This window comes from Aliagarivorans marinus DSM 23064 (assembly GCF_000429485.1).
GTDB lineage: Bacteria > Pseudomonadota > Gammaproteobacteria > Enterobacterales > Celerinatantimonadaceae > Aliagarivorans > Aliagarivorans marinus.
In genome coordinates, this window is record NZ_AUBY01000010.1 from 143,658 (window position 1) to 155,478 (window position 11,821).

General features: G+C 51.1%; 9 protein-coding genes. 4 read left to right on the plus strand and 5 right to left on the minus strand.

Annotation, left to right across the window (positions count from 1 at the left end; translation table 11 throughout):
• Nucleotides 1-2: 2 nt before the first annotated feature.
• Nucleotides 3-1,553: a hypothetical protein gene (locus G461_RS0103850; RefSeq protein WP_211236239.1), complete on the minus strand. Its 1,551-nt coding sequence runs from the start codon at nt 1,551-1,553 to the stop codon at nt 3-5.
• Nucleotides 1,554-1,742: 189 nt separating this feature from the next.
• Here G461_RS0103850 and G461_RS25370 point away from each other — a divergent pair, with 189 nt between their 5' ends.
• The gene (locus G461_RS25370) at nt 1,743-1,982 is read left to right on the plus strand and encodes a hypothetical protein (RefSeq protein ID WP_026970863.1); all 240 of its coding nucleotides are present in this window, start codon (nt 1,743-1,745) and stop codon (nt 1,980-1,982) included.
• 510 nt (nt 1,983-2,492) lie between these two features.
• Here G461_RS25370 and gcvP read toward each other — a convergent pair.
• The 3 genes from gcvP to gcvT form a co-directional block, all read right to left on the minus strand.
• Nucleotides 2,493-5,384 carry an aminomethyl-transferring glycine dehydrogenase gene (gene gcvP, locus G461_RS0103860; RefSeq protein WP_026970864.1) on the minus strand — a complete coding sequence of 964 codons (2,892 nt, stop codon included), beginning with the start codon at nt 5,382-5,384 and terminating at the stop codon, nt 2,493-2,495.
• Nucleotides 5,385-5,536: 152 nt separating this feature from the next.
• Entirely contained in the window at nt 5,537-5,929 is a 393-nt protein-coding gene (gene gcvH, locus G461_RS0103865) for a glycine cleavage system protein GcvH (RefSeq protein ID WP_026970865.1), read from the minus strand.
• A 47-nt stretch (nt 5,930-5,976) separates the two neighbouring features.
• Nucleotides 5,977-7,068 (minus strand): glycine cleavage system aminomethyltransferase GcvT, encoded by a 1,092-nt coding sequence (gcvT, locus tag G461_RS0103870; protein ID WP_026970866.1) that lies wholly within the window; start codon nt 7,066-7,068, stop codon nt 5,977-5,979.
• A gap of 443 nt (nt 7,069-7,511) precedes the next feature.
• On the opposite strand from gcvT, the gene G461_RS0103875 reads away from it, so the two are divergent.
• The 3 genes from G461_RS0103875 to G461_RS0103885 all read left to right on the plus strand — a co-directional run bounded on the left by G461_RS0103875 (nt 7,512) and on the right by G461_RS0103885 (nt 10,624).
• On the plus strand, nt 7,512-8,267 hold the full coding sequence (locus tag G461_RS0103875; RefSeq protein ID WP_026970867.1) for a sulfite exporter TauE/SafE family protein: 756 nt from the start codon (nt 7,512-7,514) through the stop codon (nt 8,265-8,267).
• 150 nt (nt 8,268-8,417) lie between these two features.
• Nucleotides 8,418-9,074 carry a hypothetical protein gene (locus tag G461_RS0103880; RefSeq protein ID WP_026970868.1) on the plus strand — a complete coding sequence of 219 codons (657 nt, stop codon included), beginning with the start codon at nt 8,418-8,420 and terminating at the stop codon, nt 9,072-9,074.
• A gap of 437 nt (nt 9,075-9,511) precedes the next feature.
• Nucleotides 9,512-10,624, plus strand: coding sequence for a hypothetical protein (locus tag G461_RS0103885; RefSeq protein ID WP_026970869.1), 1,113 nt, complete (start codon nt 9,512-9,514; stop codon nt 10,622-10,624).
• Between the two features lie 58 nt (nt 10,625-10,682).
• Here the strand turns inward: G461_RS0103885 and ald are convergent, their stop codons facing one another.
• Nucleotides 10,683-11,804, minus strand: a complete 1,122-nt coding sequence (gene ald, locus G461_RS0103890; RefSeq protein ID WP_026970870.1) for an alanine dehydrogenase — start codon at nt 11,802-11,804, stop codon at nt 10,683-10,685.
• Between the last annotated feature and the right edge of the window lie 17 nt (nt 11,805-11,821).

Consider the following 11,821-nt stretch of genomic DNA (forward strand, 5'->3'; position numbering starts at 1 on the left):
ACTCAAACGCTCTCACAATCGAGGGCGTTTAACCAAACTCCCTCTAGTTTCTTCAGCGGGTAATCAAGGAAGCACTTAAAGTAAGTCTTGAGCATTTCCTTGTCGTTACAGCTATGGACGATTTTTAGAACATCTTCCGCGTCAAAGTAATCTAACTTGTACTTGCTGGTGGTTTCTTTTGCCCGTGATAAAAGCTCTAGTGACTCTTCGGAAAACCCTCCGGATGTCCAAAGTGCAAAGTATAAATTCTTTCTCTTCCAGTCTGGGTGCTCTAAGGCGTATTTCCTGAGAGTTGGCACCCGCACTTGAAGCCACCTCTTTATCTCATCGAATGAAACCGTACCATTAGGTTGATGACCTTTACACTCAATAAACAGAATCTCCCCTGAATGCAGTTCAGCAATGATATCTGACTCTGCTCGGCTACCATCCTGTGTTTTGCAAACCTCATTTAACCGGACATGGCTGGTTCTATAAGCCTTCTGAACAACGCTTGCAGAGAAATACTCAAACAATACGCCTCTGAGATTTCCTACAGCACCTTCTATTTTGCCCAACTGATCGAACAGTTGATTAAATCTCTGTGGCTCAATAGTGACAGCCTGAGCTGCGCTCTCTAGTGTTCGCAGTAAGTTGACCAATCCCTTAGCAACATCACGACCAAAAAGACTCTCCACTGTAGCAGGCAAAACTCCGGCTTCTTTCGCTAGCTTGAAAGCATCAGATTTGTACTCGTTGGCAACAAACATCTGCATACAACGACCAACGTTAGGCAGCCCCCTTAACGTTTTACACTTCCTCAAAAATGGCTGAATACCATCATCGCTGACTTTCTTGTTCAGTAGAATGTCGCAAGCGAAAAAACCAGGCTTTATCTTGTCGTTCAGCCCGATATCAACCAAAGGTGATATATAAGATGGTCCAGCCATATCCCAAACTGTTGTGCTTACGGTGGGTAACTCTTCCTCATCACGATCTTTGAAAAGGTTGTAACTGACTAAACCTAGATTCTTCGCCCATTGGGATACTGCACTTATGAGGAGCTTTTCAGCTATCAATCTTGCTCTTATGTCTGGAAGAATGAAATCCAAGTCCTGCTCGTACTGAGTGAGCACAACACATCGTCCAAAGCCATCTAAATCACGAACCGATAGAATTTCGTGCATCTCAAGCCGTTCGATGATTTTTTCAGGTGGAATATGCTTTTGCTGTCGTAGAGGCGCACCGCATGAAATCAAAAAGTGCTCATAAGGCATCACTCCATCACGCTCTTTGAGGGCAGCAATTGCATACCAGTAAGCAGAATTCGTGTTTTTAAATGCGGAATACAGTGCTCCCCAGAAGAAAGGAGAGCGATAGTCCTTTTTCAGATAAACAAATTTCACATTGCGAGGGAAAGGTAACCCTTCTAGACGATATATATCTTTACCTGCTCTCGAAACCCGCTTGCGAGCTGCATCATGAGATAGATGGTGTCTATCAACGAGTTCTTGTACCAAGTCCGTACTTAGACAGGGACCTATTTCCTTCAAGATATCTTCTAACAAACTCATGATGTCACACTGCGCTATATATATTTCCATTTTATGGAGCAAGGGTCTTTTAAGACTCTAACTTAACAATACCTTATAGATAGGGAGCTAGCGAGCTATGAGATCAGACAAATTGGTGGGATATGTCACAGTCACTATAAGATCCCTATTTCACACCCCACTAGATAGCTCTGAGAGATCCCCTGTGCTATGTCGCACTACAGCGACGAAAAACTCTCAGTGATCGCTACAGAAAGAATTTCTAAATTATTCCGCCGATTCATTGACAGAAGAATCAAAAAACAAGTAATAGATCTGTGCAAAAAAAAATCATTAGATGCGAATGTCCAGCTTCTCGTTGAAGAAAGATTAATTGTCGATTGCGACCTGACGCCTTACAAGACTATGGATGAAGCCGGCGTAATGTTTGACAGTTACGGTGATGCTTGAGACATCGAACTCTGCTGCAAGATGTTTTTGCTGGCTGCTTAAGGGAGAGAAAGACTAAGCACCCTAATTAAAAGTGAGGTCGGTAAACACTTTAAAGATGACTTGAAGAAGTTACCGGGCAAAGTGTTAACTACCATGGTCACGGAAACGATTAAGACGGGAATTAAAAATATTTTCTAGGTTGTAAAAGCTCGGTGCCCCGGATTTCCGGAGCATTTTTAATCTAGTCCTACATGGATATGTCTACCATGCCATCCAGTTTTTTCAGTGCAGAATGTTACCCGAATGGTAAACCTCAACTTAAGTACCTAACTCGGAAATGTCCAGGTGCGTGCCAAAGGAGATCATTGCCAGCAGAGTTGATTAATACCAAGTAGCTTAGCCCTATAGTCAAAAAGCGAACCAATCGGTTCGCTTTTTTCTTAAATCAGACTTTTTGTCACAGACTTAATTTCAGTCACAGACTTAATTAATCTAGTCACAAACTTAATTGTGATGTGACACTAAACCCTACTCCTCCTGATAAGCCTCCATCGGCACACAAGCACAGAACAGGTTTCTATCGCCAAACACATCATCGATGCGGTTCACCGTTGGCCAGAACTTGTTGGCGCGCACGGCATCGGATGGGAACACGGCGAGCTCACGGCTGTAGCTGTGGGTCCACTCTGAGTCGCATAGGTCGTCCATGGTGTGGGGGGCGTTGACCAGAGGGTTGTCTTGCAGGCTCCATTCGCCGCTTTCTACCTTGGCGATCTCGGCGCGGATAGCGAGCATGGCTTCGATAAAGCGGTCTAGCTCGGCCAAGGACTCTGACTCGGTGGGCTCAACCATTAGCGTGCCGGCCACCGGGAAGCTCATGGTGGGGGCGTGGAAGCCGTAGTCGTTGAGGCGCTTGGCGACGTCCATCTCGCTGATGCCGGTGGCTTCTTTGAGTGGGCGCATATCGATAATGCACTCGTGGGCCACGCGGCCGTTACGACCCGCATACAGGATTGGGTAGGCACTGCCTAAGCGCTTGGCCAGATAGTTGGCGTTGAGGATGGCGATTTCGGTGCTCTTGCGCAGGCCTTCGTTGCCTAGCATGGCGATATACATCCAGCTAATCGGCAGAATCGAGGCGCTACCGTAAGGCGCGGCCGATACCGCTGGGTTGTTATCGCTCTCTTTGCCGATTTTCACCACGCTATGGCCGGGAACAAACGGTGCCAAGTGGGCTTTTACGCCAATCGGTCCCATGCCCGGGCCACCGCCGCCGTGTGGAATGGCGAAGGTTTTGTGCAGGTTAAGGTGGCTGACATCGGCGCCGATGAAGCCCGGTGAGGTAATGCCCACCTGCGCGTTCATATTGGCGCCATCAAGGTAAACCTGACCGCCGTTGGCGTGGACGATATCGCAGATCTCGGTGATGGTCTCTTCGTACACACCGTGGGTCGATGGGTAGGTAACCATAATGCAGCTAAGTTGGTCGCTGAGCTCTTCGGCCTTAGCCTTAAGCTCGTTCAGGTCCACATTGCCTTGCTCGTCGCAACCGACTACTACCACCTTCAGGCCCGCCATTTGTGCAGAAGCCGGGTTGGTGCCGTGGGCCGAGCTTGGGATTAAGCAGATATTGCGGTGCAAGTCGCCGCGGCTGGCGTGGTATTTTTGGATGGTGAGTAGGCCGGCGTATTCGCCCTGCGCTCCCGAGTTAGGCTGCATACACACCGCGTCGTAGCCGGTGATATCCACCAGCCAGGCTTCTAGCTGCTCCACCATCATCTTGTAGCCCTGGCTTTGGTAGCTGGGGCAGAACGGGTGCAGCTTGGAGAACTCAGGCCAACTTACCGGGATCATCTCGGCGGTAGCGTTGAGCTTCATGGTGCAGGAGCCCAGAGAGATCATCGAGTGGTTCAGCGCCAGGTCTTTGCCTTCCAGCTTGCGAATGTAACGCAGGATGTCGGTCTCGGAGCGGTACTTGTTGAACACCTCGTTGGTCAGGATGGGGTCTTTGCGCAGCAGCGCGTCGCCCAGCACGGCTTGCTTGCCTTCCAACTGCTTGTCCAGCTCATAGGCATCCAGGCCATGGTCTTTACCGAAGATCACCGTGAACAGGTGGTTGATGTCGTCGGCGGTCGTGGTTTCGTTGAGGCTGATCCCCACACAACGCTTGATATCGCTGCGGAAGTTTACGCCCAAGTCGTCGGCGGCATCCAAGATGGCAGCTTTAAAGTCCACCTCCATCTGCAGGGTGTCGAAGTAGCAATCGTGGGTGAGTTTCACGCCTTTTTGGGTCAGGCCGGTGGCCAGAATACGGGTGAGGCGATGTACGCGCTCAGCGATAGTGCGCAGGCCATCAGGGCCGTGGAATACCGCGTAGAACGAGGCCATGTTGGCCAGTAGCACTTGCGCGGTACAGATGTTGGAGTTGGCCTTCTCGCGGCGGATATGTTGCTCGCGGGTTTGCAGCGCCATACGCAGCGCCGGCTTGCCACGGCGGTCTTTGGACACACCGATAATCCGCCCGGGCAGCGAGCGCTTGTAGGCATCGCGGGTGGCGAAGAAGGCGGCGTGCGGGCCACCAAAACCGAGCGGTACGCCAAAGCGTTGGGCACTGCCCAGTACCACGTCGGCATCCATTTCACCGGGAGATTTCAGCATCACCAAGGAGAGTAGATCGGTCGCCACCGCCACAATGGCTTTGCCTTCGTGCAGTTTGTCGATAAGGCGGCTTAGGTCGCGCACCTGACCGGTGGTGCCGGGGTATTGCAGCAGTGCGCCAAATACGTTGTGCTCGGTGGCCTCATCGGCCGGGGCTGTGATTACTTCGAAGCCGAAGTATTCGGCACGTTCGCGCACCACATCGAGGGTTTGTGGGTGCACATCGTCGGCCACGAAGAAGCTGTTGGCTTTCTTGTTCTTAGACACGCGCTTGGCCAGCGCCATAGCTTCGGCAGCGGCGGTGGCTTCATCCAGCAGCGATGCGCTGGCCAGCTCCATGCCGGTTAAATCGAGCGTCATCTGCTGGAAGTTAAGCAGCGCTTCCAAACGGCCTTGGGCAATCTCGGGTTGATAGGGGGTGTAGGCGGTGTACCAGCCGGGGTTTTCCAGTACATTGCGCTGGATAACATGGGGCACATGGGTGTCGTGGTAGCCCATCCCGATGTAGGAGCGATAGACCTGGTTTCGATTCGCCAGGGCTTTGAGTTCTTTGAGCGCCGCTTGCTCGCTTAGCCCTTCGCCGATGGACAGGCCATCTTTAAGGAGAATGCTCTCGGGCACGGTTTGTTGGATTAGCTGCTCAACGGTGTCTAGCCCCAGCTCATCGAGCATCTGCTGGGTTTCCCGTTGATCGGGTCCAATATGACGGCGAGTGAAATCTTGGTTTTGCTCTAATGCTTCTAGTGGCAAAAACGCGCTCATGATGTTGTTCCTGTAATCTGTCGGCTGATGTGCCTGATTCCTTCAGAGAGATGCGGCAGGCAATAGGCTTACGGCATCGATGCCGTGTTGGCTTACTCCATTAAGCCAACCGAGGGCGACAGCCCGCATTGCGGGCTGCGGTAATGCTGGTGTTACTCGTCTTCTTCGATAGACGCGGCGTAGTCTTCGGCGTTGAGCAGGTCGTCCAGCTCACCCTCGTCAGAGGCTTTTAGCTTGAATAGCCAGCCGTCGCCAAAGGCGTCGCTGTTTACCAACTCGGGAGAGTCTTCCAACTCTTCGTTGATCTCAACCACAGAGCCGCTGATCGGCGCGTAGATGTCGGAGGCGGCTTTTACCGACTCTGCTACCGCGCAATCATCACCGGCATCCAGGTCGTCGCCAACGTCTGGCAGGTCAACGAATACCATATCGCCCAGTAGCTCTTGGGCGTGGGCGGTGATCCCGATGGTATATACGCCATCGCCTTCAGAACGTACCCATTCGTGGCTGTTGGTATAACGTAGGTCGGCAGGGTTGTTACTCATAGCTGTGCTTCCTTCAAAAAACTAAAAACTAGTTAACTTTTAAAAACTTAGGCTTTAGCGCCATTTCTGACAAAAACAGGTTTCACCACATTGACTTTAACCTGTTTTTTACGCATTTCCACCAACGCGGTCTCGCTTTTGACCGCCGGTATTCTGGCCAGTGCAATACTCTGCCCAAGGGTGGGCGAAAAGCTGCCCGAGGTCACAACGCCTTGGTGTTGCTGGCCATTTTCATCTTCTACCCAAACGGTGAGCCCGGCGCGCATTACGCCTTTGCTCTCCATCAGCAAGCCCACCAGCTTATCGCTGCCTTGCTCGCGTTGTTTCTCTAGCGCTTCGCGGCCGATAAAGTCGCGTTCGCTCGGCTCCCAAGCAATGGTCCAGCCCATATTGGCAGCCAGTGGCGAGATGCTCTCGTCCATATCTTGGCCGTAGAGGTTCATTCCCGCTTCGAGGCGCAGGGTATCGCGAGCGCCAAGCCCACACGGCTGCACGCCTTGCTCTAACAAGCCTTGCCACAGCGCAACGGCTTGTGACTCTGGCACCACAATCTCGTAGCCGGCTTCACCGGTATAGCCGGTGGTGGCAATAAACAGATCGCCCGCTTGCACGCCAAAGAAGGGCTTCATTCCTTCCACCGCTTGTTGCTGCTCGCTATTTAGCAGCTTGGCGGTAAGGGCTTTGGCTTCGGGGCCTTGCACGGCGATCATCGCCAACTCAGGGCGCTCAGTGATAGAGACCTTAAAATCGGCGGCTTGTTCACGGATCCACGCTAAATCTTTATCGCGGGTGGCGGAGTTGACCACCAAGCGGTAGTCGGTTTCGGTAAGGTAGTAGGTAATCAGGTCGTCGATCACGCCACCTTGATGGTTGAGCATGCCGCCGTACATGGCCTTGCCGGGAACGGTGAGCTTGGCCACGTCGTTGGCCAGTAGGTAACGCAGGAAGGTTTTGGCCTGAGGCCCCTGAATATCGACAATGGTCATATGCGACACATCGAACATGCCCGCGCGCTGGCGCACTGCGTGATGCTCTTCGATTTGAGAGCCATAGTTGATCGGCATATCCCAGCCGTGGAAGTCCACCAGCTTGGCGCCGGCGTCTAGGTGAGCTTGGTGCAGTACAGTCTTCTGAGCCATAGTCCTTACCTGCGATTGGTTGCATAGCAACGCGCTTATCCATCAAAACGGAGTTTGAGTATAACCTTGCTTACACCTGCGTAACATCAGCCTAGCCCTAAGTTTGCTAATCCAAATTGGTGCAGTCGTCAGATTTACGAAGTGGCTCACAAGACTGATTAATCTACTCGACACCAACTTGATAGCATTTAACCCCACCCCTGAACCCATAATCGACATATAAAACCATCACAATAAACATCCACGAGATCTTAAGCCATCACTGTACTTGTGCGTTGATTAGTAAATCTAACCCTAGCCCAAACTCACTGAAAAAAATATTTCATCTACGCTAAGCTATTGATTTAGATATTAACATTTATAGTAAATACTAACATTAGGGTTGAGCGTCGCGTACTGCCTACTACTACAAGGCAGAGCACAGCACAGCCTTTGGACACGCAATGTCAGCAATCACCCTGCTCCCGCCCGCTCTCGACCTTGTCGATTCTCTGCTATTAATCGGCCTAAGCTTTTTTACCTCCGGGCTAACTGCCGCCATGGGGATTGGCGGTGGCTCGCTATTGATTGCGGTGATGGCGCAACTGGTCCCCGCCAGCGCCATTGTGCCGGTGCATGCCTTGGTGCAATTGGGGAGTAATAGCGGCCGCACCTGGCTGTTTCGCGAGTATGTGAACTGGTCGATGCTGGGGTGGTTCGCACTGGGCTGTATTGGCGGCTCCTTGCTTGGCGGGCAGCTAGCGCTGAGTCTGCCTGCTTACTGGATACAGCTACTGCTCGCCATCTTCATATTGCTGAGTGCGTGGCTGCCGCTCAAGCTCCCCGCCCTCTCCCCCAAGCTAGTCGGTCTGCTTGGTTTGGCCACTGCCTTTCTCACCATGTTGGTGGGCGCGACCGGGCCAGTGCTGATGTCGGGCCTCAAGCACCTACTCCACGAGAGGATGCGCTTGGTGGCCAATATGGCCGCTATGCTCAGCACCCAGCATGTGATTAAGGCCTTGGTGTTTGGCTTGCTGGGCTTTGCCTATCAGCAGTGGCTGGGTTTGATTGTGCTAATGGTGGCTAGCGGCTTCTGCGGAACCGTGTGTGGTAGGCAACTGCTGCGGCGCAGCAACGACCAGCGCTTTCATTTTTGGCTGAAGTGGCTGCTAACGCTGTTGGCCTTGAAGTTGGGATGGGATGGCTTGTTTGGTCGATAACTGACGACTTCCTATGAACGGTTCCGAATCCACTATTGACAACATGAATAATTAGTCATCAAACGTGACTGAGCTCACCACAATTGATTTACAAATCAATTAAATTGGTTAACGAACACCCCTTGTAACGTTAACCAAAAGGAATTGAAAATGAGCCACGCACGTCTTGCAACACTCGCAACCGCCGCACTACTAAGCACCGTTTCAATATCCACCCTAGCTGATGAGCTGTATACCTTCGACAGTCCAACCCTTCGCCCCGTCGATGTAATGTACGATTCGAACTTAACTTACCTCTACCCTGTCGATAAGTCCTCTGCTGAACAGTTCTGTAAAGAGAAGAACCCCAACTACAAGTTGGATAGCGGGTCTTTTACTAACAGAGGTTATGGGGATGTGATGCTGCGCTATCGCGATGGCTTGTGGGAGTTAATGGCCAGTATTCCCACAGCGATTGTACCCGATATGGCAAGGCTCTCCTCGGTAACATGTCGACTCCCCGTTGAACCCCAACCGGTTGTAGAGAAAAAAGCATTCTACTATCCACAAGTAAAATGGTACGGCGTATCTCGGGTGAGTGGCCTGTTCTACTGCCGAATGAATGGGTACGAAAATTATCTCGTTTCAGAGAGCCTGTTCAAGTATCACCCTCCGATTTACGACCCTCAAGTGCCTAAAACCTACTTGAGTGTGTACCGTGGAAATTGGAACAACATCACGCTAGACGGCTGGAACCCTGAACTCGCAGAGGGTGAAAACGCCTACGAGATAACCAAACTAATGTGCAGCCGCACCGTGTATAAATAAGCACAAAGCCCGCCCAGCCGGTTAGTGCTGAGCGGGCCTTCTGATTCATGCAGTCTGAAACGCCACCTTCCGAGAGCGCGCATCTTTTAGATTCTGGCCTGCTTTAGAAATTTCACCTTGAAGGAAGGTAGAGCCGATAGAAGAAATACTCATAAGAGCTCCCCTTAATATTGTTCTTTGTCACTAAAGCTTCTGTTTTACTGCCCCAAACAGGGTCAACAGGCCAAGCTCAACTAGGCGTTATACGTGCGACTTCCCTCTTCAACCCGCTCTAGCTCTTGCATCCTCCCGACAATTCAAAATTGCTAAAAATCCTTATCAATCAACACTATAAATTTCATGCGTCAGTTTTCTTTACTTTCCCATCAGTCAATAAATAAATATAACAGTAATGCTACAGGGATGTATTTGGCACGTAGATATCAAGGACTGAAACAATGAAAAGACTAATTATTCTGTTCGGGATGATCAGCTTTGGAGCGGAAGCTTCTAGCCTCACTCTTGAGCTCAGCGAAGTAACCAAAGGAATTCTAACCAGCCATTGCAAAACTCTCGAGGATGAAGCAACAAAAGCATGCACTAACCTAGACAGTTTGGCAAACAACACGCTTTCTATCGATTGTAAGATAGACACAACACAAACTCAGAGTTTAGATACATCTGAAGCCCAAAGCCTGATTAGTGTTATTGATACTGCAAATCGAAGGGCAGCACACCGATTAGCTGAATGTGTGAACCTTGCTGAAGTAAAAAGTGAAATCGCCAGTGAAAAAGGAGAGCTATACCGAGAGCTACTATCTTTAGCGGAAGGGAAAACCGTACATACAAGTAAATGGATAAGTACGTTTGAAATAGGCTATCAGCTGGGTGTCGGATACGATAAAGACGGAAAATCGACAGGTTTAACCGAGTCCTCTCCGACGGCTAATCTGCGAATTAATGGCCGTTGGACGCCAGCAACAATCTTCAGAAGTATCAACACCGAAGTTGGCGTTGCATTTGGCTCAGCATCTACCACCACTGGTGCAACTGAGGAAGGGGGATCTGATAGTGAAGGTAATCAAATGCCTTCTGGTTTTAATGACGTAAGCGACACAGTAGATTTTGGCTTCAAGGCGGTATTTGTGCCAAGCGGAATCTGGTCAAAGTGGTTGGCTAGTGACAACCTAGACTCTAGCTTGGGTATTTCTACGGTAGTTGGCTTTAGAAGTAGAGAGGAAGCAACCGATGGAAATGAGCTTACCCACTATTTGGGGGCTGGCTTTGAGTACAATTATTATGGCCGAGATCTCTCTAGACATAGCCCAACAAAAAATGCTCTTCCGAAGGGACGATTGAGCGTTCTGTACCTGAAAGCAGAGGAATGGGGCGCAAGAGAAGATGCGGATGTATTATCTCTTAGAGGATTTTATCAAATAGTGGAAGGACGTCCTTTCTTACTAGGTTTTCACGCTGAATTCGGCCCTGGAGAAAGTGATGATTACTCAATCCGTTTTAGCGTTCGCCAAGAGACCTCCAAACTATTAGATTTCTTTGGTTTGACGGGCTAGAGCAGTTAGCTCACTGCGCCTCAACTCATTTCAGAGTTGAGGCGTGATCAAGCAACCATTACGCCGCTTTCAACGCCGCCAATGGATCCAAGAAGTTCTTAGCTTGGCTCTCGCCCACGCTTTGGTTAGTTAGCTGACCATGCATCACATTCAGGCCTGCCAACAGATGTGGATTAGCCAGTAGCGCTTGCTTGTAACCCAAGTTCGCTAGCTGCAATACATACGGCAGGGTCGCGTTGTTCAGGGCGAAAGTTGAGGTGCGAGCAACTGCGCCCGGCATGTTGGCCACGCAGTAGTGAACCACGTCATCGACGATGTAAGTCGGTTCTGCGTGGGTGGTGGCTTTCGAGGTGGCGAAGCAGCCGCCTTGGTCAATCGCCACATCAACTACTGCAGAACCAGCCTTCATCGCTTTGATCATCTCGGCAGTAACCAACTTCGGCGCGGCAGCGCCGGGGATCAGTACCCCACCAATCACCAGGTCGGCTTCAAGTACCGAAGCTTCCAGGTTGTACTGGTTGGAGAATACCGTCTTCACCTGACCGCCGAACTCGCTATCCAGCGCGCGCAGGGTGTCGATGTTGTTATCCAAAATAGTCACGTCGGCGCGCAGGCCCGCAGCCATTTGTGCGGCGTTCTTACCGACCACGCCGCCACCGATAATGGTGATCTTGGCCGGCTCTACGCCACTTACGCCGCCCAGCAGCATGCCCAGACCGCCATTGGCTTTTTCCAAACAATGGGCGCCAGCCTGTATCGCCATACGACCTGCAACCTCTGACATCGGCGCCAACAGCGGCAGCGAGCCGTTAGCGGCTGTTACGGTTTCGTAGGCAACACAGACCGCGCCGCTACCCAATAGGTCGTCGGTTTGCGGCACATCGGGGGCAAGGTGCAGGTAAGTGAACAGCAACTGGTCTTCACGCAGCAGGGCGCGCTCTTCAGCCAGTGGCTCTTTCACTTTCACTACCATCTCGGCTTGGGCGAACACATCCACCGCTGAGCCAACGATGCTGGCACCGGCTTTGATGTAGTCGTCGTCGCTGATGCCAATGCCTACACCGGCACCGCTTTGGATCAGCACGCTGTGGCCATGTTTTACCAACTCTTGAACAGAGGCTGGTACCAAACCAACCCGATACTCGTGGACTTTAATCTCGCTAGGTACGCCAATAATCATGTTTCACTCCTTAAATA

Bases quoted from the DNA above. Each gene is read 5' to 3' on its own strand.
- gcvH (WP_026970865.1), bottom strand. From the start codon at position 5,929: ATGAGTAACAACCCTGCCGACCTACGTTATACCAACAGCCACGAATGG.
- G461_RS0103885 (WP_026970869.1), top strand. From the start codon at position 9,512: ATGAAAAGACTAATTATTCTGTTCGGGATGATCAGCTTTGGAGCGGAA.
- G461_RS0103875 (WP_026970867.1), top strand. From the start codon at position 7,512: ATGTCAGCAATCACCCTGCTCCCGCCCGCTCTCGACCTTGTCGATTCT.
- G461_RS0103880 (WP_026970868.1), top strand. From the start codon at position 8,418: ATGAGCCACGCACGTCTTGCAACACTCGCAACCGCCGCACTACTAAGC.
- gcvP (WP_026970864.1), bottom strand. From the start codon at position 5,384: ATGAGCGCGTTTTTGCCACTAGAAGCATTAGAGCAAAACCAAGATTTC.
- ald (WP_026970870.1), bottom strand. From the start codon at position 11,804: ATGATTATTGGCGTACCTAGCGAGATTAAAGTCCACGAGTATCGGGTT.
- gcvT (WP_026970866.1), bottom strand. From the start codon at position 7,068: ATGGCTCAGAAGACTGTACTGCACCAAGCTCACCTAGACGCCGGCGCC.
- G461_RS0103850 (WP_211236239.1), bottom strand. From the start codon at position 1,553: ATGAGTTTGTTAGAAGATATCTTGAAGGAAATAGGTCCCTGTCTAAGT.
- G461_RS25370 (WP_026970863.1), top strand. From the start codon at position 1,743: ATGTCGCACTACAGCGACGAAAAACTCTCAGTGATCGCTACAGAAAGA.